At 74.6% G+C, this 22,054-nt stretch carries 18 protein-coding genes; 10 read left to right on the top strand and 8 right to left on the bottom strand.

Features of this window, described 5'->3' with window-relative positions:
- Positions 1 to 69 precede the first annotated feature (69 nt).
- From efeU to efeB, 3 genes are read left to right on the top strand one after another with little or no spacing between them, the layout of a single operon-like run.
- The gene (gene efeU / locus NFX44_RS27910; protein WP_262286575.1) at positions 70 to 1,059 is read left to right on the top strand and encodes an iron uptake transporter permease EfeU; all 990 of its coding nucleotides are present in this window, start codon (positions 70 to 72) and stop codon (positions 1,057 to 1,059) included.
- A 28-nt stretch (positions 1,060 to 1,087) separates the two neighbouring features.
- Positions 1,088 to 2,218: an iron uptake system protein EfeO gene (gene efeO / locus NFX44_RS27905; protein WP_262286574.1), complete on the top strand. Its 1,131-nt coding sequence runs from the start codon at positions 1,088 to 1,090 to the stop codon at positions 2,216 to 2,218.
- Positions 2,215 to 3,543, top strand: a complete 1,329-nt coding sequence (gene efeB, locus NFX44_RS27900) for an iron uptake transporter deferrochelatase/peroxidase subunit (RefSeq protein WP_262286573.1) — start codon at positions 2,215 to 2,217, stop codon at positions 3,541 to 3,543. Before efeO ends, efeB begins: the two co-directional genes overlap by 4 nt.
- Before the next feature lie 5 nt (positions 3,544 to 3,548).
- On the opposite strand, the gene NFX44_RS27895 is transcribed toward efeB, so the two are convergent.
- Positions 3,549 to 4,523 (bottom strand): RDD family protein, encoded by a 975-nt coding sequence (locus NFX44_RS27895; RefSeq protein ID WP_262286572.1) that lies wholly within the window; start codon positions 4,521 to 4,523, stop codon positions 3,549 to 3,551.
- 35 nt (positions 4,524 to 4,558) lie between these two features.
- Between NFX44_RS27895 and NFX44_RS27890 the strand changes: the two genes are divergently transcribed.
- Positions 4,559 to 5,512, top strand: a complete 954-nt coding sequence (locus tag NFX44_RS27890; RefSeq protein ID WP_262286571.1) for a stage II sporulation protein M — start codon at positions 4,559 to 4,561, stop codon at positions 5,510 to 5,512.
- Here the strand turns inward: NFX44_RS27890 and NFX44_RS27885 are convergent.
- The 5 genes from NFX44_RS27885 to NFX44_RS27865 are packed head-to-tail and all read right to left on the bottom strand — an operon-like array spanning position 5,490 to position 10,537.
- Complete coding sequence (locus NFX44_RS27885; RefSeq protein WP_262286570.1) at positions 5,490 to 6,800, bottom strand: DUF58 domain-containing protein; 1,311 nt, start codon at positions 6,798 to 6,800, stop codon at positions 5,490 to 5,492. The genes NFX44_RS27890 and NFX44_RS27885 overlap by 23 nt on opposite strands.
- A complete protein-coding gene (locus tag NFX44_RS27880; RefSeq protein WP_262286569.1) occupies positions 6,797 to 7,786 on the bottom strand; it encodes a MoxR family ATPase in 990 nt (329 codons plus the stop codon). The genes NFX44_RS27885 and NFX44_RS27880 overlap by 4 nt, the downstream gene beginning before the upstream one ends.
- Positions 7,783 to 9,072 (bottom strand): DUF4350 domain-containing protein, encoded by a 1,290-nt coding sequence (locus NFX44_RS27875; RefSeq protein ID WP_262286568.1) that lies wholly within the window; start codon positions 9,070 to 9,072, stop codon positions 7,783 to 7,785. Before NFX44_RS27875 ends, NFX44_RS27880 begins: the two co-directional genes overlap by 4 nt.
- Positions 9,069 to 9,707, bottom strand: coding sequence for a DUF4129 domain-containing protein (locus tag NFX44_RS27870; RefSeq protein ID WP_262286567.1), 639 nt, complete (start codon positions 9,705 to 9,707; stop codon positions 9,069 to 9,071). Before NFX44_RS27870 ends, NFX44_RS27875 begins: the two co-directional genes overlap by 4 nt.
- Positions 9,704 to 10,537, bottom strand: coding sequence for a hypothetical protein (locus tag NFX44_RS27865; RefSeq protein ID WP_262286566.1), 834 nt, complete (start codon positions 10,535 to 10,537; stop codon positions 9,704 to 9,706). The genes NFX44_RS27870 and NFX44_RS27865 overlap by 4 nt, the downstream gene beginning before the upstream one ends.
- Positions 10,538 to 10,737: 200 nt before the next feature.
- On the opposite strand from NFX44_RS27865, the gene mtrA reads away from it, so the two are divergent.
- The 5 genes from mtrA (at position 10,738) to raiA (ending at position 16,589) form a co-directional block, all read left to right on the top strand.
- Entirely contained in the window at positions 10,738 to 11,427 is a 690-nt protein-coding gene (mtrA, locus tag NFX44_RS27860) for an MtrAB system response regulator MtrA (RefSeq protein ID WP_046564340.1), read from the top strand.
- A gap of 91 nt (positions 11,428 to 11,518) precedes the next feature.
- A complete protein-coding gene (gene mtrB / locus NFX44_RS27855; RefSeq protein WP_262286637.1) occupies positions 11,519 to 13,192 on the top strand; it encodes an MtrAB system histidine kinase MtrB in 1,674 nt (557 codons plus the stop codon).
- Positions 13,189 to 14,991 (top strand): LpqB family beta-propeller domain-containing protein, encoded by a 1,803-nt coding sequence (locus NFX44_RS27850; protein WP_262286565.1) that lies wholly within the window; start codon positions 13,189 to 13,191, stop codon positions 14,989 to 14,991. Before mtrB ends, NFX44_RS27850 begins: the two co-directional genes overlap by 4 nt.
- Positions 14,992 to 14,998: 7 nt before the next feature.
- The gene (locus NFX44_RS27845; RefSeq protein ID WP_262286564.1) at positions 14,999 to 15,694 is read left to right on the top strand and encodes a ComF family protein; all 696 of its coding nucleotides are present in this window, start codon (positions 14,999 to 15,001) and stop codon (positions 15,692 to 15,694) included.
- Between the two features lie 250 nt (positions 15,695 to 15,944).
- Positions 15,945 to 16,589: a ribosome-associated translation inhibitor RaiA gene (gene raiA, locus NFX44_RS27840; protein WP_262286563.1), complete on the top strand. Its 645-nt coding sequence runs from the start codon at positions 15,945 to 15,947 to the stop codon at positions 16,587 to 16,589.
- Positions 16,590 to 16,656: 67 nt separating this feature from the next.
- On the opposite strand, the gene NFX44_RS27835 is transcribed toward raiA, so the two are convergent.
- Positions 16,657 to 17,763, bottom strand: coding sequence for a GNAT family N-acetyltransferase (locus tag NFX44_RS27835; RefSeq protein WP_262286562.1), 1,107 nt, complete (start codon positions 17,761 to 17,763; stop codon positions 16,657 to 16,659).
- Positions 17,760 to 18,926 (bottom strand): GNAT family N-acetyltransferase, encoded by a 1,167-nt coding sequence (locus NFX44_RS27830; RefSeq protein ID WP_262286561.1) that lies wholly within the window; start codon positions 18,924 to 18,926, stop codon positions 17,760 to 17,762. Before NFX44_RS27830 ends, NFX44_RS27835 begins: the two co-directional genes overlap by 4 nt.
- A 160-nt stretch (positions 18,927 to 19,086) precedes the next feature.
- On the opposite strand from NFX44_RS27830, the gene secA reads away from it, so the two are divergent.
- On the top strand, positions 19,087 to 21,990 hold the full coding sequence (gene secA, locus NFX44_RS27825) for a preprotein translocase subunit SecA (RefSeq protein WP_262286560.1): 2,904 nt from the start codon (positions 19,087 to 19,089) through the stop codon (positions 21,988 to 21,990).
- Positions 21,991 to 22,054 lie beyond the last annotated feature (64 nt).

Genomic DNA, 22,054 nt, shown 5'->3' with positions numbered 1-22,054 from the left:
GCCGGATCAGGAGGAAGGTATGGCTGCCCTAAGTTAACTGAGGCGTGCCTTACTGACTACGGAGTACCGATGTTCGCCACGTACCTGATCGGCCTGCGGGAGGGCCTGGAGGCGACCCTGGTGGTCAGCATCCTGGTCGCCTTCCTCGTGAAGTCGCAACGGCGTGACCGGCTGCCGCAGGTGTGGGCCGGTGTCGGCCTGGCCGTGGTGCTCTCCGTCGTCTTCGGCTGGCTGATCGAGTACACCTCGACCTCGCTGCTGGCCCGCTCCGAGGACCGCGAGCTGTTCGAGGCCGTCACCTCGGTGGCCGCCGTGGTCTTCGTGACCTGGATGATCTTCTGGATGCGCAAGGCCGCCCGGACGATCGCCGGCGAGCTGCGCGGCAAGCTCACCGAGGCGCTCGCCGTCGGCTCCCTCGCGGTCGCCGGCATGGCCTTCCTCGCGGTGATCCGGGAGGGCCTGGAGACGGCGCTCATCTTCTACTCCGCCGCGCAGAGCGCGGCCGGCGGCACCGGCGCCGGCGCGCTGCTCTCCCTGGCCGGCGGCGTGGCCACCGCCGTGGTGATCGGCTTCCTGCTCTACCGCAGCGCCCTGAAGATCAACCTGAGCAAGTTCTTCACCTGGACGGGCGCGCTGCTCATCCTGGTCGCCGCCGGCATCCTCAAGTACGGCGTGCACGACTTCCAGGAGGCCGGCGTCCTGCCCGGCCTCAACAACCAGGCCTTCGACATCTCCTCGACGCTCGACCCGAACGCCTGGTACGGCGCGCTGCTCGCGGGCATGTTCAACATCACCGCCGCCCCGACCGTGCTGGAGACGATCGCCTGGGTGGCCTTCGCGGTCCCGGTGCTCGTCCTCTTCCTGCGCAAGCCGGCCGCCCCGGCCCGGCCCGCCGCGCCCGCCGCCCCGCCGGCCACCGCCGCTGCGCCTGAGCCGACCCCGGCCGCCGCCGCCGCGCCCGAGCCGACCCCGGCCGCCGACGCCGCGACCACGCCGGCCGAGCCGGCCGAGCCGGCCGCCACCGAGGCTTCCACCGACACCGCGCCCCAGCGCGCCTGACCCGCCCGTTTCCGAGGAGACACCACCGATGCGTACCACTCGATTCGTCGTGCCCGCCGCCGCCGGGGTGCTCGCCGTCGCCGGACTGGCCGGGTGCGGGGGCGGTGACGACTCCGACGCCAAGGCGGGCGGCCCGATCGCCGTCAAGGCCACCGACAGCGCCTGCGAGGTCGACAACACCGAGATCGAGGCCGGGCAGGTGACCTTCAAGGTGACCAACTCCGGGTCCAAGGTCAACGAGTTCTACGTCTACGCCGCCGGCGACCGGGTGATGGGCGAGGTGGAGAACATCGCCCCCGGCCTGAGCCGCGAGCTGCGCGTCGAACTGCCCGCCGGCGCGTACGAGACCGCCTGCAAGCCCGGCATGAGCGGCCGCGGCATCCGGGGCGCGCTGAAGGTCAGCGGCACCGTCGCGACCGTCGCCCCCGACGCCGCGCTCAGCCAGGCCACCGCCAGCTACCAGCGCTACGTGCAGAGCCAGACCGCCGCCCTGCTCACCAGGACCGAGGAGTTCGTGGCCGCGGTCAAGGCCAACGACGTGGCCCGGGCCAAGGAGCTGTACCCGGTGGCCCGCACCTACTGGGAGCGGATCGAGCCGGTCGCGGAGAGCTTCGGCGACCTCGACCCGAAGATCGACGGCCGCGAGGAGGTCATCGAGGAGGGGATGCAGTTCACCGGCTTCCACCGGATCGAGAAGGACCTGTGGACCACCGGCGACGTCAGCAAGGACGGCGCCATCGCCGACCAGCTGCTCGTCGACGTCAAGGCGATCGTGGCCAAGGCCAACGCCGAGAAGCTCACCCCGCTCCAGCTCGCCAACGGCGCTAAGGCCCTCCTCGACGAGGTCGCCAGCGGCAAGATCACCGGTGAGGAGGAGCGGTACTCGCACACCGACCTCTGGGACTTCAACGCCAACCTGGAGGGCTCGAAGGCGGCCATCGCCGCGCTGCGTCCCGCCCTGGAGCAGCGCTCTCCCGACCTGGTCAAGCAGCTCGACACCGAGTTCGCCGCCGTCGAGACCGCCCTCGGCAAGCACCGGGCCGGCGACGGCTGGAAGCTGCACACCCAGCTCAGCAAGGCCGAGCTCAAGGAACTGTCGGACAGCATCAACGCCCTGGCCGAGCCGATCAGCAAGGTGGCCGCGGTCGTCGCCCGATGACGACCCGGTACGGAGGTGACGTGATGAGCGAAGCGAGCACCGACGAGGCGACCCGCGCCACCGGGGTGTCCCGGCGCCGGGCCATCACCCTGGCCGGAGCCGGCGTGGCCGGCGTGGCCGGGGTGGCGGTCGGCGCGGGCGCCCTGTTCGGCGGCGGCGACCAGGCCTCCGCCACCGAGACGGCGGCCGGCGCGGTCCCGTTCCACGGCGAGCACCAGGCCGGCATCACCACCCCGGCCCAGGACCGGCTGCACTTCGTCGCCTTCGACGTCATCACCAAGGACCGGGCGCGGCTGGTCGCGCTGCTGCAGGAGTGGACCGCCGCCGCGGCCCGGATGACCGCCGGCAAGGACGCCGGGCTGATCGGCGCCGTCGACGGCGTGCCGGAGGCCCCGCCGGACGACACGGGCGAGGCGCTCGGGCTGCCCCCGTCGCAGCTCACCATCACCGTCGGCTTCGGCCCGACGCTGTTCCGCGACGCCCAGGGCCGGGACCGGTTCGGCATCGCCGACAAGCGGCCCGCCGCCCTGGCCGACCTGCCCCACTTCGCCGGTGACGCGCTCAAGCCGGAGCTCTCCGGCGGCGACATCTGCGTCCAGGCCTGCGCCAACGACCCGCAGGTGGCGGTGCACGCCATCCGCAACCTGGCCCGGATCGGCATGGGCGTGGTCAGCGTCCGCTGGTCCCAGCTCGGCTTCGGGCGTACCTCCTCGACGTCGCGGGGACAGGCCACCGCGCGCAACCTGTTCGGCTTCAAGGACGGCACCGCCAACCTCAAGGCCGAGGACGCCGACCTGCTCCGCGAGCAGCTCTGGGCCCAGCCCGGGGACGGCGCCGACTGGATGACCGGCGGGTCCTACCTGGTCACCCGCAAGATCCGGATGCTGGTCGAGACGTGGGACCGCAGCCCGCTGGCCGAGCAGGAGATGATCGTCGGGCGGACCAAGGGCACCGGCGCGCCGCTCGGCAAGCGCGCCGAGTTCGACGAGCCGGACTTCGTCGCCAAGGGCGACGACGGCGAGCCGGTGATCGCCGAGACCGCGCACGTCCGGCTCGCCCACCCCGACCAGAACGACGGCGCCCGCCTGCTGCGCCGCGGCTACAACTTCGTGGACGGCTCGGACGGGCTGGGCCGGCTCGACGCCGGGCTCTTCTTCATCGCCTACCAGCGGGACCCGCGCCGGCAGTTCGTGCCGATCCAGACCCGGCTCGCCCGCAACGACGCGATGAACGAATACCTGCGGCACGTCTCCAGCGGCCTGTTCGCCTGCCCGCCCGGCGTCCGCGACGCCGCCGACTGGTGGGGCCGGGCCCTCTTCTCCTGACCGGGTCAGCGCGGGGCGTCGACCGAGGTGGGCTTCCCGCGTACCGGATCGGGCTGGTGGGGGACGGCGCGCGACGGCGCGGCGGGCCGCAGCACGGCCGGCGCCGGCGCGGTGGCCGGCGCGGGCATCAGCTCGGGCCAGAGCGTGGCGGTGACCGCCCGGGACCGCCCCAGCCGGTACGCGGCCCGGCGACCCCGCTCGGCCAGCACCGCCGCCAGGTAGGCCGGCTCGGGCGCGGCCCACGGCGGGGGCGGCGAGGTGACCGCCGCGACCTCCGCCCACAGCTCCCGGCCCAGCCGGACCCGGTCCGGCCGGGCGAGCTGGTGCACCCGGCCCAGGTACTGCCGGACAGCCAGCGCCAGCCCGTCGTCCACCCGGGTCAGGTCGAGGGTGCCCGCCCAGCCGAGCAGCGGCGGCACGGGCGGCGGGGCGGGCCGCCACCCGCCGGCGGCCCGGGTGTGCACCACAAGCGTCCCGGCCACCAGATCGCCCAGCCGCCGCCCGCGGGGGTCGCTCAGCATCACGGTCACGCTCGCCGCCCAGCTGAGCAGCGGCAGCACCAGCCCCGGCCACTCCACCGCCACGCCCACCAGCGCCCGGGTCAGCGACTGGCCGACCCCGACCGGGCCACCGTCGGCGCGGACCACCCGCAGCCCCACGGCCAGCTTGCCCAGCGTCCGGCCGCCGGCGAAGCGCTCCATCAGCACCGGGTAGCCGACCAGCACCAGCACCACCAGCACGAGCTGCATCCCGCCGGCCAGCGCGGCATCCATGATGTCCCCCGGCAGGCTGAGCACCAGCACGGACAACGCCGCGCTGAGCAGCAGCGCCACCCCGAGCTGGGCCACCAGGTCGATCAGCAGGGCGAGCACCCGGGAGCCGAGCCGGGCCGCCCGGACGTCCAGCTCCACCGCCTCGCCGCTGATCAGGCCGGCGTCGGCCCACGGTGCCGGTGGGGGTGGTTGCGCGCGCACTCGCACAGTGAACACTATGGGCGCCGGACGGGGGAGGACGAGTGGATCTCGACGCGTACGTGGCCGAGCACGGCGCCGAGTGGCGGCGGCTGGAGCAGCTGATCAGCCGGCGCAGGCTGGACGCGGCGGAGGTGGACGAGCTGGTGGCGCTCTACCAGCGGGCGGCCACCCATCTCTCCGCGCTGCGCAGCCGGGCCCCGGAACCGGCGCTGGTCGGCCGCCTCTCCCACCTGGTGCTCGGGGCGCGGGCCCGGATCACCGGCCGCCCCCGGGCCTCCTGGGCGGCGGTGGGCCGGTTCCTCGTGGCCGACCTGCCCGCCGCCCTCTACCGGGCCTGGCCCTGGTGGTGCGCAGTGGCCACCGGGTTCAGCGCGCTCACCGCCTTCCTCATCTGGTTCGTCGCCGGCCACCCGGACACCGCCGCCGCGTTCATCGGGGCCGAGGCGGCCCGGCAGCTCGTCGACTCCGGCTTCGCCGGCTACTACACCGAGTTCACCGCGCCGACCTTCGCGTTCCACCTGTGGACGCACAACGCCTGGCTGGCCGCGCAGTGCCTGGCGGCCGGGGTGCTCGTGGTGCCGGTGTTCTGGCTGCTCTGGCAGAACGCGCTGAACGTCGGCGTGGTCGGCGGGGTGATGGTCTCCTACGGCCGGGCCGACGTGTTCTTCGGCATGATCACCCCGCACGGGCTGCTGGAGCTCACCGGCATCTACGTCGCCGCCGGGGTCGGGCTGCGGACCGCCTGGGCCTGGATCGCGCCGCCGGCCCAGCTGAGCCGGGGCCGGGCGGTCGCCGAGGCGGGCCGCTCGGCCATCGTGGTCGCCGCCGGCCTGGTCGGGCTCTTCGCGGTCTCCGCGCTGTTGGAGGCGTTCGTGACCCCGGCGCCGCTGCCGGTCGCCGTCCGGGTGGCGATCGGCGGCACGGTGTGGCTGGCCTTCCTGGCGTACGCGCTGCTGCTCGGCGGGCGGGCCGTCAGAGCTGGCCGAGGGACTTGAGCCGCAGGTAGGTGTCGGCGACCGCCGGGGCGAGCCGGTCGGCGGGAGCGTCCACCACGGTCACCCCGTGCCGGGACAGGGCGGCCCGCACCCGGTCCCGCTCGGCGAGGGCGCGCCAGGCCGCCGCGGCGGCGTACGCGTCGTCGGGGCTCGCGGGCGGAGCGGTGGTGAGCCCGACCAGCACCGGATCGTGGGTGGCCGCGAGCACCACCCGGTGCCGGGCGGCCAGCCGGGGCAGCACCGGCAGCAGGCCCTCGCCGAGCGCGCCGGCCTCCAGGGCGGTGAACAGCACCACGAGGCTGCGCTGCCGTTCCCGGCGCAGCACCTCCCCGGCGATCAGCTCGAAGTCGGTCTCCACGAGCGCCGGCTGGAGCGGCGCGACCGCGTCCACCAGCCGGGCGAGCAGGGCGGGCCGGCCGCTGCCGGTCACCCGCGCGCGGATCGCCGTGTCGGCGGCGAGCAGGTCGACCCGGTCGCCGGCCCGGGCGGCCAGCGCGGTGAGCAGCAGCGCCGCGTCGATCGCGGTGTCCAACCGGGGCTCGTCGCCGAGCCGGACCGCCGAGGTGCGCCCGGTGTCCAGCACGCACACCAACCGACGGTCCCGCTCCGGCCGCCAGGTGCGGACCAGCACGTCCGAGCGGCGGGCGCTGGCCCGCCAGTCGATCGAGCGGACGTCGTCGCCGACCACGTACTCGCGGAGGGTGTCGAACTCGGTGCCGTGCCCGCGCCCCCGGGTCACCTGGACGCCGTCGATGATCCGGAGCCGGGCCAGCTTCTCGGGCAGGTGCCGCCGCGAGTCGAAGCGGGGCAGCGCCCGCAGCGTCCACGGTGGTGTGGCCGGGCGGCCGGTGCGCTGCCGGAAGGCCAGCCGCAGCGGCCCGAGCGAACGGACGGTCAGCGCCACCGCGGGACGGTCGCCGCGCCGGGCCGGGGTGAGCCGCACCGGCAGGGGGGCCGTGCCGCCCGGTGCGACGGTGAGCACCTGCCCGGCGGGGACGTCGGGCCGCGCCCCGGCCGAGGGCACCCAGGCGTCGCGTACCTGGGCGTGCAGGGTGCGGGCCGAGGTGTTGGCCAGGTGCAGGGTGACCGTGGCGGTCCCGCCCAGCCGGACCGCGCGGTCACCGGCGCGGGTGGCGGTGACCCCGTGCAGCGGCGCCGCGAGGGCCCAGTCGAGGGCGACCAGCAGCAGCACCCCCGCGGTCAGGACGGCGACGCCGAGGAACGGCGCCGGCCAGGCCGGCAGGGTGGCCGCGCTCACGGCGAGCAGCAGACCCGCCCGCCAGGTCATCGCGGTGTCGGCACGGTGGCCAGCACCGCGTCCAGCACGGCGTCCACGGTGACGCCCTCCAGTTCCACCTCCGGGCGCAGCCGGAGCCGGTGCCGCAGGGTGGGCCGGGCGACCGCCTTCACGTCGTCCGGGGTGACGTGGTCCCGGCCGGCCAGCCAGGACCACGCCTTTGCGGTGCCCAGCAGGGCGGTGGCGCCCCGGGGCGAGGCGCCCAGCTCCAGCGCCGGGGCAGCCCGGGTGGCCCGGCACAGGTCCACGATGTAGCCGAGCACGGGCTCGGCCACGTGCACCGCCTGCACCGCCGCCCGGGCGGCGGCCAGGTCGGCGGCGGTGGCCACCGGGCGTACGCCGGCGGCGCGCAGGTCGCGCGGGTCGAACCCGGCGTGATGCGCGCGGAGCACACCCAGTTCCTCGTCCCGGGCGGGCAGCGGGACGGTCAGCTTGAGCAGGAACCGGTCGAGCTGCGCCTCGGGCAGCGGGTAGGTGCCCTCGTACTCGACGGGGTTCTGGGTGGCGGCCACGATGAACGGGTCGGGCAGCGGGCGGCGCTCGCCCTCGACGGAGACCTGCCGCTCCTCCATGACCTCCAGCAGCGCCGACTGGGTCTTCGGCGGGGTGCGGTTGATCTCGTCGGCGAGGAGCAGGTTGGTGAAGACCGGCCCCTCCCGGAAGGTGAAGGCGGCGGTGCGCGGGTCGAAGATCAGCGACCCGGTGACGTCGCCGGGCATCAGGTCCGGGGTGAACTGCACCCGCTTGGACTCCAGGTCCAGCGCGCCGGCCACCGTGCGTACCAGCAGGGTCTTGGCGACCCCGGGCACGCCCTCCAGCAGCACGTGCCCCCGGCAGAGCAGCGCGATGACCAGGCCGGTGACGACGGCGTCCTGGCCGACGACGGCCTTGGCCACCTCGGCCCGCAGCCGGTGCAGGGCGGCGCGGGCGTCGGGCTGCGCGGTGGGCGACGCGGCGGCGATGACGGGTCCGGTCACCGGGGGTCTCCTTCGGTCGGGTGGGGGGCCAGGGTACGGGTCAGGGCGTCCAGGTCGCGGGCCAGCTCCAGCAGCTCCCGGTCGTTCTCCGGGGCGGCGCCGTGCAGCAGCTCGGCCACCCGCTCCGGGTCGGCCCCGGCGTGCGCGGCGACCCGGGCGGCCACCTCGTCGGGCGGCGTGTCCGGGGGCAGGTTGAGCCGGGGCAGCAGCCGGTCCAGGGCGGCCGTGCGCAGCGTCGCGGCGGTGGTGTCCCGGGCGCCGGCCCGGCGGTAGAGGCGGGCCCGGCCGAGCACCGTCTCGGCGGCGCGGACCGTCACCGGCAGTGGCTCCGGCACGGGCGGGCCGAGCCGGCGGGCCCGCCAGAGCACCAGGAGCAGCCCGGCCACGGCGAGCTGGGCCAGGATCGCCCAGAACCAGGGCGGGAACGCGTCCCAGAGCGGGTTGTGCCAGCTCGGCGGCGGGTCCGCCCGGTTGTCGCGGCCGCCGGTGTCCCGGGGCAGTGGCGTCCCGTCGTCGTCCGGGCTCGGCGACCAGCCGGGGCCGGTCGGCGCGGGCGCGGGGCCGGGCAGGTCCAGCCAGACCAGCGGGCGGTCGCCGCCGAGCAGGCCGGTGGCGAGGGCACGGTTGCCCCACTCGTCGATCCGGTCGTTGCGGAACGGGTCGCTGGCCCCGATCACCACCACCTCGGTGCCCCAGGAGATCCGCCGCAGCGCGCCCGCGTAGCAGCGGTCGGCGCCGTACGGCCCGGCGTAGCGCTGGTGGTCCACGGCGGCGGTGCCGGCCCGGAGCGCCTCGGGCAGCCGGCAGGGCCCGCCGTCGGCGTCGGGCGGCACGGCCCGGGTGGCCCACCGGCGGTCGGTCGGTTCGAGCGGCAGACCCACCCCGGTCAGCACCCGGCGGGACGGCTCGACCAGCACCAGCCGGCTGCCGGGCGGCAGCACCGTCAGGGCGGCCAGGGTGTCCGGGTGCACCAGGTCCGGGGCCGGCACGAAGAGGGTGGTGGGGACCGCTCCGGCGGCCCGCAGGGCGTCCAGCGTGTCGGTCTCCCGGCGGATCGGCACCCCCTGGCCGCGCAGCGCCTCGGCCAGCCGGCTGCCCCCGTCGTCGCCGGCGGCGGCCGGCGCGAGGAAACCCGGGTCGTCCGGGTCGGGCTGGTCCACGGCGTGCAGGACCAGCGTGGCCACGATCAGCAGCACGGCCAGCCCGATCGGGACCAGCACCCGGTGCCACCGGCGGCGGGGCGTGGGCGGGGCCGCCGGCCGAGCCGGGTCGAGGGTGGCGGTCACCGGGGGTCCCCCTCGGCGGCCAGTTCGCGGCGCAGGTCGGCGGCGAGGTCCCGCATCCGGTGGTCGTGCGCGGCGGTGGCCGGGCGCTGGGCGTACCAGAGGTCGGAGAAGATCGCGCCGGCGGTGTGCAGGGTGGGCCGCACCTCGGGGCGGACCCGGGCCACGGCCGCGGTCAGCTCGGTGACGGTCAGCCCGGGGCGGGGCTCCACGAGTTGTCGTGCCACCAGGAGGCGGACCATCTCGCGCAGCCGTTCCCGGACCGCCTCGGCGTACCGGCCCTCGGCGGCGAGGCGGTCGGCGAGGCCCGCCCGGGCGGCCGTCGCCGGCTCGGCCGCCCGGGGCGCGGGCACCGGCACCACCGGGGCGTCCGGCCGGGCCCGGCGGCGCCGCAGCTTCGGCAGTCGTAGCTTCGGCAGTCGCAACTTCGGCAGCCGCAGGCGGGGCAGGCGCAGCCGGAGCCGGAGCCGGGGCAGCCGGGGCCGGCCGATCCGGGGCAGCCGGCGGGGCACCCAGGCCGGGAACGAGTACCAGGCCAGCGCGACCAGCAGCGCCCCGGCCAGCAGGAGCAGGGCGGCCAGGGGCAGCGGCACGGCGTCGCCCAGCGCGGCGGCCGTCTCGGTCCACCACCGGCTCACCTTGGCACCGCCAGCAGGACGGGTTCCGGGGCCGAGGCCCGGGAGAGCCGGATGTCCAGCCCCTCGGTGCGCATCCGGGTCTCCAGGTGCAGCACCGCGTCCAGGCAGGCCAGCGCCGGGTACGCGACCGCGTTCACCGCCACCCAGGCGACGGTGGCGACCGGCAGCGCCCAGGCGGAGACGTCGAAGAGGCCCAGCAGCCCGAGCCCGTGGTAGACACCCAGCCCGATGCCGAGCCGGATGAGCCACCAGCCCAGGTAGCCGAGCAGCCGGATGGCGGCGGCCCGCCCGCCGACCCGGACCGCCAGCCGCAGTGCCCGCCCCGGCGCCCGGTACGCCGGCACCCGGTCCACCGCGAGCACCGGCACCAGCGCGCCGAGCAGCCCGTACGCGACGAACCAGGCGGGCCCGGCCAGCCCGGCGAGCAGGACCGTGCACCCGACCGCGACGCCGGCCAGCAGGGTGGCGGCCCAGCGGGCGTCGCGGAGCAGCTCGCGTGGCCCGCTGCGGCGGCCCAGCAGCGCGGCCCCGGCGGCCCGGGCGGCCGGATTGCCGAGCAGCGCGATGATCATGGCCTCGGTGCCGGCGCCGACTGCGAGCAGCAGCCAGTACCACCCGAACCGGTCCGGGTCGGGCCACCACTCGGGCGGCCGGGCGCCGGCCAGCACCCGCAGCGGGTGCAGGAGGGCCTGCTCGCCGAGGGCCAGCAGGACGGCGAGCGGGACGAGCACCCGGGCCTGGTCGCGCAGCAGCAGGACGGCCGAGTCGAGCAGTTCGCCGACGGTCAGCGGGCGGCGTGGGAGCACCGCGGTCGGGCCGACGTCGGGCACGGGTACTCCTGGCGGGCGGGCGGAGGTGGCGGGCGACGACACGCCCGAGGGATCATGGTTGCACGGCGCGTCCGCGTCCGGTGGACCCGTCCGTCCGGGCGCGCCACGCGGTCAGCTGTGGTGCCGGGCCGCCCTCGGCGCTACGGTGCCGTGAAGACGCCGAACCCTCTTCAACGAACGGGGATGGACCGATAAACCCCATGAGAGCCCGGGTACTGGTGGTCGACGACGACCCCGCACTCGCCGAGATGCTCGGCATCGTCCTGCGCAGCGAGGGCTTCGTGCCGTCCTTCGTGGCGGACGGGGAACGGGCGCTGGCCGCGTTCCGCGACAGCCGGCCCGACATCGTCCTGCTCGACCTGATGCTTCCCGGCATGAGCGGCATCGACGTGGCCCGGGCCATCCGGGGCGAGTCCGGCGTGCCCATTGTCATGCTGACCGCCAAGAGCGACACGGTCGACGTGGTGCTCGGGCTGGAGTCCGGCGCCGACGACTACGTGGTCAAGCCGTTCAAGCCCAAGGAGCTGGTGGCCCGGATGCGGGCCCGGCTGCGCCGGGGCGAGGACGTGGCCCCGGAGCTGCTCACCATCGGGCCGCCCGGCAACCAGATCACCATCGACGTGCCGGCGCACACGGTCAGCCGGGACGGCGAGGAGGTGAAGCTGACCCCGCTGGAGTTCGACCTACTGGTCGCTCTCGCCCGCAAGCCGCGCCAGGTCTTCACCCGCGAGGTGCTGCTGGAGCAGGTCTGGGGTTACCGGCACGCCGCCGACACCCGCCTGGTCAACGTGCACGTGCAGCGGCTGCGCGCCAAGATCGAGCCGGATCCGGAGCGACCCGAAATCATCCTCACCGTTCGGGGCGTGGGTTACAAGGCGGGCACCGGATAGCCTGGTCAGCACTGTGGTGACCTCCCCGCCCCGCGACTCGCCGACCATCGCGCCCCGCCGGCTCCGTGCCGTGCGGGCGCTGTGGCGCCTCCTGGCGGGTCGCGCGGCCCGGCTCGCGGCCGGGGCGCACCAGACCTGGCGGAGGTCGCTCCAGCTCCGTGTGGTGACCATCACACTGGTGGCGTCCAGCCTGCTGGTGGGCGGTTTCGCGTACCTGATCGCCGACAAGCTCACCAACATCCTGCTGGAGAACGCCGAGACCGACGTGCTGCTGCGGCTGCAGAACGGCAGCGACTACGCCTCGAAGCAGTTCAACCTCTACAGCCAGCCGCAGGAGGCTCAGCTCCAGGACACCATCGACGGCACGGTCAACTACCTGGCCGGCGGTGACCCGGCGCAGACCAGCGGCGTGGTGGTGGCGATCACCGCCGACAACTTCACCAACATCGCGCCGCGCACCTCCCCGGACGTGCAGGTGCGCCCGATGATCAGCCAGAAGCTGCGGGCCTCGGTGGCGGCCGGCAACGTCGCCCACCAGATCCGCACCGGCTCGCTCGGTGGCGAACGCACCAAATACCTGGTCTACGGCTCCCCGGTGCCCACCCGGTTCGGCCAACTGGAGCTGTACTACCTCGTACCCCTGTCCCGGCAGGACGCCACCGCGGCCGACGCCCGGGCCACGGTGGTCGCCACCGGCGCGGCCCTGGTGCTGCTGCTCGGCCTGCTGGCCGCCCTGGTCACCCGCCTCGTGGTGACCCCGGTGCGGGTGGCCGCCCGGACCGCCCAGCGGCTCTCCGCCGGCCTGCTCGACCAGCGGATGGTGGTCAACGGCGAGGACGACCTGGCCCTGCTCGCCGCCTCGTTCAACCAGATGGCGACCAACCTGCAGCGGCAGATCCTCCGGCTGGAGGAGATGTCCCGGCTGCAACGCCGCTTCACCTCCGACGTCTCCCACGAGCTGCGGACGCCGCTGACCACGGTCCGGATGGCCGCCGACCTGATCTTCGCCGAGCGGGACGAGTTCGACCCGGCGGTGGCGCGCAGCGCCGAGCTGCTCCAGGCCGAGCTGGACCGGTTCGAGGAGCTGCTCACCGACCTGCTGGAGATCAGCCGCTTCGACGCCGGCTTCGCCATGCTCGACAGCGAGCCGACCGACCTGGTGCCGGTGGTGCACCGGGTGACCGAGCGGCTGGCCGGGCTGGCCGAGCGGGTCGGGGTGGCCATCGAGCTGGACCTGCCGGACAGCCCGGTGATCGCCGAGGTCGACCCGCGCCGGGTCGAGCGGGTGCTGCGCAACCTGGTCGGCAACGCCGTCGAGCACGGCGAGGCCAAGCCCGTGCGGATCACCCTCGGCGTCGACCAGAGCGCGGTGGCGATCACCGTGCGGGACCACGGCGTCGGGCTCAAGCCCGGCGAGGAGAAGCTGGTCTTCAACCGGTTCTGGCGGGCCGACCCGTCCCGGGCCCGGCAGACCGGCGGCACCGGGCTGGGTCTCTCGATCAGCCTGGAGGACGCCCGGCTGCACGGCGGCTGGCTGGAGGCGTGGGGCGCTCCGGGGCAGGGCGCCCAGTTCCGGCTGACCCTTCCGGCCCGCGCCGGGGACCGGCTGACCACCTCACCGCTGCGGCTCGTGCCCGCCGACGCCACCCTGCCGTTCGGCGGTCCGCGCGACGGCGGCCCGCTCGCCATCGGCCCGGGCAGCGGCGCGGGCGCCCTGGCCGTCGGGCCGGCGGAGCCGGGCGACCGGGCCGAGGTGACGTCATGAGGCGCCGGGCGCTGGCGGCGCTGCTGGCCGGCCTGCTGCTGCCGGCCGGCGTGGTCGGTTGCGGGATCCCGGCCGAGAGCGAGGTGCAGGTCGACGGCTCGGGTCCGGCCGCCGAGGCGGGCACGGTCAACGGCAGCCCCGCGCGGCCGCCGACCCCGACCGACAGCGCCGAGCCCGGCCCGTTCATCGAGAACTACCTGCGGGCGGCCGCCGCGGGTGAGCGCGACCAGGCGTACGCCCGGGCGAAGGAGTTCATCGCGCAGGAGGCGAAGAGCCTGCTCCCGGAGAAGCAGCAGAGCAGCGAGATCGAGCTGACCGTGGTCCGGCTCCGGGAGAAGCCCGAGGTCACCCCGCCGAACAACCAGGGCACCAGCCGGGTGACCGTCAAGGTGCAGCAGGTCGGCGTGCTGCGCGCCGACGGCACTCTGGCGCCGCCGGAGGCCCTCGAGACCGAGTACGTGTTCCAGCTGCGCCGGGCCGATCCCACCAGCCCGGGGCTGCTCCTCACCGCCGTGCCGACGAACGTGCTGCTGGTCAGCGACACCGCGCTGCGGGAGTACTACCGGTCGCGCACCATCTACTTCTGGAACCCGGACCGGTCGCGCCTGGTGCCCGACCTGCGCTACCTGCCCTCGTCGGTGCCGGCCGAGCGCCGGGTCACCGAGGTGGTGAAGTGGTTGACCGGCGGCCCGTCCGACTGGCTGGCCTCCGGCGTGACCGGGCTGCCCGACGGCACCCGGCCGATCAACAACGCCACCGGCGCGGACGGGCACTGGGAGGTCAACCTCACCATGCCGGGGGCGAACGACGAACGGCTCGGGCTGCTCGCCACCCAGCTGGCCTGGTCGCTGCCGGAGTTGAGCGGCCAGCTCGACCTGAAGATCCAGAACCAGAAGCGGCGCACCGTCGACCTCCAGCAGGAGCGGGCGGGGCACGCCGCGTACCCGGCCGGAGACCTCCCGGCGCGGTTCAGCGTCTACGACGGCGCGATCCGCCCGCTGGCCATCGCCAACGAGCCGAGAGCCGCCGTTCCGCTGGCGCCCGCCGACAACCGGAACGTGGTCTCCGCGGCGCTCGCGCATTCCGGTGACCAGGTGCTGGCCGCGCTGGTGGTCACGGGCACGGATCGCCGGCAGCGCCTTCGGGTCGGATCCGGCCCGGACCCGGTCACGGTGTTCAACACCGGCGCCCGGACATACGGCGTGATCGGCCGGCCCACGTGGCTCCGCTCGGTGGACAAGAACCATCCGGCCGGTCTCGTGGCGGCCGACGGCAAGCTCTACCGGTTCGACGGGGCGGCGGCGATGAGCCCCGTGCCGCTGGCCGTCCCCGGCCCGGTCGTCGCGGTCGCCGGGTCCCTCGACGGACATCGGATCGCGCTGGTCAGTGGAGGCGTCCTCTACGTGGCCGCGGTCAGCGTCGACGGCGGCGTGGTGAGCGTGGGCCGGCCCCGCCGGCTGGTCACCCTGCTCACCGGCATCAGCGCCGTCGACTGGGTGGCGGAGAACGAACTGGTCCTCGCCGGCAACGAGGCGGACCGGCGACCGGCCATCCACCAGGCCACGGTCGACGGCGCCCAGGAGACCGCGCTCAAGCGGGACATCGGCGCCGAGGTGACCCAGTTGGCCGCGTACCCGGGCGGAGCGGTCGGCGGGCTGCCGTCGCTGTCGTACATGTACGAGGCGAACCGGGCGGCCTACCGGAACAACCCGTTCGACATCATCAGGCGGGAACAGGTGCTGGACGTGCCGGCGGGCAGCCGGGCGACCAACCCGACCGCGCCCTTCTTCCTCTACTGAGGCGCCGGTGCCGGGCCTGGGCGGACTCTGGTCGGATCTGACCGACCTGGTGCTGCCGGCCGGCTGCGCCGGCTGCGGGGAGCGCGTCCCCGGCCTGCGGCAGGGCTTCTGCCCGGGCTGCGCGCGAGAGCTGGAGGCGCTGACCCCCGCGCCGACCCGACCCGATCCGGCCCCGGCGGGCCTGCCGCCCTGCGTCGCCCTCGGCCCGTACGCGGGCCCGCTGCGGAACGGGCTGCTGGCGTACAAGGAGCGGGGCCGGCACGGGCTGGCCCGGCCGCTGGGCGCGTTGCTGGCCGAGGTGGTCGCCGCGGCGGCCGGCGGGCGACGCCCGGTGACCCTGGTGGCGGTGCCGGACACCGCGGGGGCGGCCCGGGCCCGGTACGGCGACCACCTGGACCGGCTGACCCGTCACGCGGCGGCCCGGCTGGGCGCGGCCGGCTGGCCGGTACGCGTGCTCCGGCCGCTGCGTGCGCTGCCCCGGCCCGACTCGGTGGCGCTGGACAGCGCCGGGCGGGCCGCCGCGGCCGAGGCGGCGTTCCGGCTGCGCCGGACCGGCGGGGTGGCCGGTCCGGTGGTGCTGCTGGACGACATCGTCACCACGGGGGCCACGCTGGCCGCGGTGAGCCGCCTCCTGCGCGAAGCGGGAATGACGCCAAAGGCCGCGGCCGTGCTCGCCGCAACGCAAAAGCGGCACCATCAGTGACGCTTCGTGTTTCCGTTTCACCCCATGGTGTATGAGCTGTTAAATTTCGCGGCCTCTCTCGGCAACTGGGGGTGACTGGTGGCCGAACAGGAGTTAGCGTTTTCGTGTCGGGGGTAGGAGGGTTGCCAACCTTCCCCCGGCATTGGAAGGAGGCGTAGCCGTACATCATCGGTCGACGCCGAACGGGGTTCTCCCAGGCGCGTCGACCGGAAGATCCGGACCGAACGACCGTCCGAACAAGGGAGGTCACGTGGACATCGTGGTCAAGGGCCGTAACGTCGAAGTGCCGGACCATTACCGGGTGCACGTAGCCGAAAAGCTCGCGAAGATCGAACGCTACGACCACAAGCTCATTCGCGTGGACGTCGAGTTGTTCCACGAGCGCAATCCGCGCCAGGCCGATCATTGCCAGCGGGTGGAAATCACCTGCGTGACGCGCGGTCCGGTGATCCGGGCCGAGGCCTGCACGAATGATTTCTACAGCGCGCTTGATGCCGCCATCGCCAAGCTGGACACCCGCTTCCGCCGGGCGGCCGACCGCCGCCGCGTGCACCGCGGCCGGCACGCGCCGCTCTCCGTGGCCGCCGCCACCGCCGACCTGCCGGTGGCCGACCTGGAGGGGCCCGGCCTGGCGGCCCGGAACGGGCACGGGACGGCCACCGCCGTCGCGGAACGGCCCGACGAGGGCGGCTACGAGGAACACGACGACCAGCCCTGGCACATCGCGCGGGCGAAGGTGCACCCCGCCGAGCCGATGACGGTCGACGACGCGCTGTTCCAGATGGAGCTGGTCGGCCACGACTTCTACCTGTTCCACGACAAGGAGTCGGGCCGCCCGAGCGTGGTCTACCGCCGGCACGCCTACGACTACGGGATCATCTCGCTCGACACCTGACCCCTGACCACCCCGCGGGACACAACCGGCCGGAAGCCGTGGTGGGTGACCACCGCGGCTTCCGCCGTCAGTCGGCGCGGTCGCCCGCCAGCCGGCCGAAGACGAGCGTGTCGACCCGGGTCCCGTCCGGACCGGGTAGCCGGCCGCGCAGCAGCCCCTCCCGTCGGAAGCCGGCCTTCGCCAGCACCCGCTGCGAGGCGAGGTTCTCCGGCCCGGTGCCGGCCCAGAGCCGGGCCAGGCCGATCTCGAACGCCCAGGCGGCGACGAGGCGTACCGCCCGGGTGGCCAGCCCTCGGCCGCGCGCCTCGGGCAGCATGCTGTAGCCGAGCATGGCCTGGCCGGTGGCGGGCTCGTCGTAGACGAGGGCGCAGCCGCCGGCCACCGCGCCGGTCGCCGCGTCGATGATCGCCAGGTCGGCCGAACGGCCGGCCAGCCAGTGGCTCTCCGCCAGCCGGCAGCGCCGCTCGATGGCCTCCCGGGCCGGCGCCACCGGCGGGACCCGGCTCGCCACCACCTCGGGCCGGGTGTGCAGCCGGTACAGCGGGTCGGCGTCCTCCGGCCCGAGCCGTCGCAGCGTCACCACGCCGTCGGTGAGCCGGCCGCCGGGCAGGTCCGGCAGCAGCCGCGCGGTCGGGCCGGGCGGGTCGCCGGCGAGGCGTACCCAGACGGCCAGGTCGTGCCGACCGTCCCGGCCCTGGCCGGCCGACCGGCGTACCCCCTCGAGCCGGAATCCGGTGGCCAGCGCCACCCGCTGGCTGGCCGTGTTCTCCTCGTGGGCGAGCAGTTCGAGCCGGACGGTGCCGGCGGCGAAGGCCGCCTCGGCCAGCGCGCGGGTGGCGGCCGTGGCGACGCCCCGCCCGCGCGCCCACGGCGCGACCCAGAAGCCGATCTCCGCCTGCCGGCGTTCCGTCACCGGGTGGCTGAGTCCGGCCGCACCGAGCAGCCGGTCGGTGGCCGGGTCGGCGATCGCGTACGTCGCGCCGCCGGTGGCCCGGGCCGCCGGCGCGCCCTCGGTGATCCACCACCGGGCGCTCTCCTCGGTGTACGGGTCCGGCAGGCCGGGCAGGAACCGCCGGATGACCGGGTCGGCGCACGCGGCGGCCAGGTCCGTCACGTCGGTGAGCCGGTCCGGCCGCAGCCGCACCCCGTACGCCTCGATGGTCTCCGGCGTCACCGCAGGTCCTGCGGGAGCAGCCCGCCGATCCAGACGTCCTGCCGTTCCCCGCGGTGCTGGACGCCGCCGCGGAGGGTGCCCTCGACGGTGAAGCCGGCCTTCTCGGCGGCCCGCCGGGACGCGGTGTTGCCGACGTTGGCCCGCCACTCGATCCGGGCCAGGCCGAGGGTGGTGAAGCCCCAGGCGCAGAGCGCGGTCAGCGCGGCCGGCAGGTAGCCCCGGCCCCGGGCGTGCGGCGCGGTCATGAAGCCCACGTCGGCGACGAGCGGGTCGCCGGGGGAGATGCGCAGGTCGATCGAGGCGACGTAGTGGTCCTCGGCGTCGGCGACCGCGTAGGAGGCGCCGGTGCCCCGGGCCCAGGTCGCCTCGGCGATGTCCCGCAGGAAGCCCTCGGCGTGCTCCCGCCGGTAGGGGTGCGGCACCGTGGTCCAGCGGATGGTGTCCTCGTCCCGGCAGGTAGTCACGAGCGCGTCGATGTCACGCTCCTCGAACGCGCGCAGCCGCAGCTCGGTGGGGCCGGCGGTGGCGAACAGGACCGGCTGGGGCCGGCTGAAGACGGCCGCCCGGCGGGCCTGGAGGGTGTCGGGGCCGTACGGGGCGGGCTCGCCGGGCGCGGCCAGATCGGCCGGGAAGAGGGAGCCGATCCAGCCCTCCGGGCGGCCGTCGACCGCCGGATGAGCCAACCGCAGCTCGCCCCCGACCCGGAAGCCGGCCCGGAGCGCGACGAGCCGGGAGGCGTGGTTGCCGACCTCGGCCTGCCAGATCACCCGGCGCAGCTTGAGCGCGTCGAACGCCCAGCGGGCGACCGCCCGGGTGGCGCGCACCGCCACGCCCCGGCCCCGGGCCCAGGGCGCGGTCCAGTAGCCCACCTCGGCGGAGTCCAGGCCGCGGTCGACGGAGACGAGCCCGCAGGAGGCGAGCAGCTCGCCGGTCTCCGCGTCGCAGACCGCGAAGGGCGCCCCGGTGCCGTCCGCCCAGGCCGCCCCGCTGATCGTGGTCACGAAGGCGAGGGCGTGTTCGGGCAGGTACGGGCGAGGTACGGTGGTCCAGCGCTGGATGTCCGGATCCTGGCAGGCGCGGTGCACCGCGTCGGCGTCCTCCGCCCGCCAGGGTCGCAGCAGCAGGCCGTCCTCGACGATCTCCACAGGCTCCACCCGAGCCATCGTGCCGGATCGTTCGCGTACGGCGTAACCCGATTACCGCCGCTCGGCGCCCCCGCTTGGCGTTATGTCGGGTTCGCAGGCTCGGACCGCCGCCACCAGTGACCATCGCCGCGTCGGAGCGCCTACGATGGTTCGAGACTGTCTAGGGGAGCGTTGATCCGTGTCGATTCTGGAAAAGGTCCTTAGCGCTGGCGCGGGCCGTATGGTGCGTCGGCTCAAGGCCATCGCCGCCGCCGTCAACTCGATCGAGGACGACTACGTCAACCTCAGCGATGACGAGCTGCGGGACATGACCGACCAGTTCAGGGAGCGGCTCGCCGACGGTGAGACCCTCGACGACCTGCTGCCCGAGGCGTTCGCGGTGTGCCGGGAGGCGGCCGCCCGCGTGCTCGGCCAGCGGCCCTACGACGTCCAGGTGATGGGTGGCGCGGCGCTGCACTTCGGCAACATCGCCGAGATGAAGACCGGTGAGGGCAAGACCCTGACCTCGGTCATGCCGGTCTACCTGAACGCGCTCGCCGGCAAGGGCGTGCACGTGATCACCGTCAACGACTACCTGGCCGAGCGCGACGCCGCCTGGATGGGCCGGGTGCACGAGTTCCTCGGCCTGACCGTGGGCGTGGTGCTGCCCAACCGGCCGGCCACCGAGCACCGCGCGGCCTACGAGTGCGACATCACCTACGGCACCAACAACGAGTTCGGCTTCGACTACCTGCGCGACAACATGGCGTGGTCGAAGGAGGAGCTGGTTCAGCGCGGCCACTTCTTCGCCGTGGTCGACGAGGTCGACTCGATCCTCATCGACGAGGCCCGGACCCCGCTGATCATCTCCGGTCCGGCCGAGCACTCCGCCCGCTGGTACCAGGAGTTCGCCTCCGTGGTGGCCCGCCTCCAGGCCGGCACCGACGGTGAGGGCGACTACGAGGTCGACCACGCCAAGCGGACCATCGCCATCACCGAGCGCGGTGTCGCCAAGATCGAGGACCGGCTCGGCATCGACAACCTCTACGAGTCGGTCAACACCCCGCTCGTCGGCTACATGAACAACGCGATCAAGGCCAAGGAGCTCTACAAGCGCGACAAGGACTACATCGTCAGCGACGGCGAGGTCCTCATCGTCGACGAGTTCACCGGCCGCATCCTGCACGGCCGTCGCTACAACGAGGGCATGCACCAGGCGATCGAGGCCAAGGAGGGGGTGGAGATCAAGCAGGAGAACCAGACCCTGGCCACCATCACCCTCCAGAACTACTTCCGCCTCTACGAGAAGCTCTCCGGCATGACCGGCACGGCCCAGACCGAGGCGAGCGAGTTCAACAAGGTCTACAAGGTCGGCGTCGTGACCATCCCGACGCACCGGCCGATGGTCCGGCTCGACCGGGCGGACGTCATCTACAAGACCGAGAAGGCCAAGTTCAACGCCGTGGTCGAGGACATCGCCGAGCGGCACGAGCACGGCCAGCCGGTGCTTGTCGGCACGGTCTCGGTGGAGAACTCGGAGATCCTCTCCCACATGCTGCGCCGCCGCGGCATCCCGCACTCGGTGCTCAACGCGAAGTTCCACGCCAAGGAGGCGGAGATCGTCGCCCAGGCCGGGCGCAAGGGCGCGGTCACCGTCGCCACCAACATGGCCGGCCGCGGCACCGACATCCTGCTCGGCGGCAACCCCGAGTTCCTCGCCGCCAACGAACTCCGCCAGCGCGGCCTCGACCCGGTCGAGCAGCCCGAGGAGTACGCCAAGGCGATGGAGGAGGTCCTGCCCACCTGGAAGCAGGCCTGCGACGCCGAGGCGGAGGAGGTCGCCGCCGCCGGTGGCCTCTACGTGCTGGGCACCGAGCGGCACGAGTCCCGCCGGATCGACAACCAGCTGCGCGGTCGCGCCGGCCGCCAGGGTGACCCCGGCGAGTCCCGCTTCTACCTGTCGCTGCAGGACGACCTGATGAAGCGCTTCCGGGCCGGTGCCGTCGAGGCGGTGATGGACCGCTTCAACATCCCGGAGGACGTGCCCATCGAGTCGAAGATGGTCACCCGCCAGATCAAGAGCGCCCAGGCCCAGATCGAGGGCCAGAACGCCGAGATCCGCAAGAACGTCCTCAAGTACGACGAGGTGCTCAACAAGCAGCGCCAGGTGATCTACGCCGAGCGCCTCCGGGTGCTCAACGGCGAGGACCTCTCCGAGCAGGTCCGCAACATGATCGACGACGTGGTCGGTGCGTACGTGGTGGGTGCCACGAGCGACGGCTACGCCGAGGACTGGGACCTCGATCAGCTCTGGTCCAACCTCAAGCAGCTCTACCCGGTGGGCATCACCGTCGACGAGCTGGAGGAGGAGGTGGGTTCCCGGGCCGGCCTCGACCAGGACTTCCTGCTCGCCCGCCTCAAGGAGGACGCGCACGCCGCGTACGACCGGCGTGAGGAGACGCTCGGTGAGGAGGCGGTCCGCCAGCTCGAGCGGATGGTCCTGCTCCAGGTGATCGACCGCAAGTGGCGCGAGCACCTCTACGAGATGGACTACCTCCAGGAGGGCATCAGCCTGCGGGCGTACGCCCAGCGCGACCCGGTCATCGAGTACCAGCGCGAGGGCTTCGACATGTTCGCCACCATGATGGACGGCATCAAGGAGGAGACGGTCGGCTTCCTCTACAACCTGGAGGTGCAGGTCGAGGAGCCCGAGCCGGAGGCCGAGGAGGTGCAGCTGCTGGAGAAGCCGGTGGAGGTCCGGGCCAAGGGTCTCAACCGCACGCCGCAGCAGCAGGGCCTGCAGTATTCGGCGCCGTCGGTCGACGGCGAGGCCGGCCGCGGCGCGCCGGTGCTCGAGCGCGCCGAGGAGCAGGCGCCGGCGCTCGGCATCGGCCGCCCCGAGACCTCGGAGCGCCCCGCCGCCTCCACCCCGCGCCGGACGGCCGGGACGAGCGGCCAGGCGGTCGCGGCGAGCACGGCCCGGCGGGCCGCGCCCGGCCAGGTCGACGGCGCGGGCGAGGGCCCGTCCCGGAACGCGCCGTGCCCGTGCGGCTCGGGCCGCAAGTACAAGCGCTGCCACGGCGCCCCCAACGGCGGCAACTGACCAGCGTCAGCCCCGACGGGCCCCGGCCACCGGCCGGGGCCCGTCGCCGTCTCCACCCCCGGGT

The sequence above is a fragment of the Micromonospora sp. MA102 genome (genome assembly GCF_025460765.1).
Taxonomy (GTDB): domain Bacteria; phylum Actinomycetota; class Actinomycetes; order Mycobacteriales; family Micromonosporaceae; genus Micromonospora; species Micromonospora halotolerans.
The sequence above is the reverse complement of the archived record's forward strand: the minus strand, read 5'-3'. Positions and strand labels throughout refer to the sequence as shown.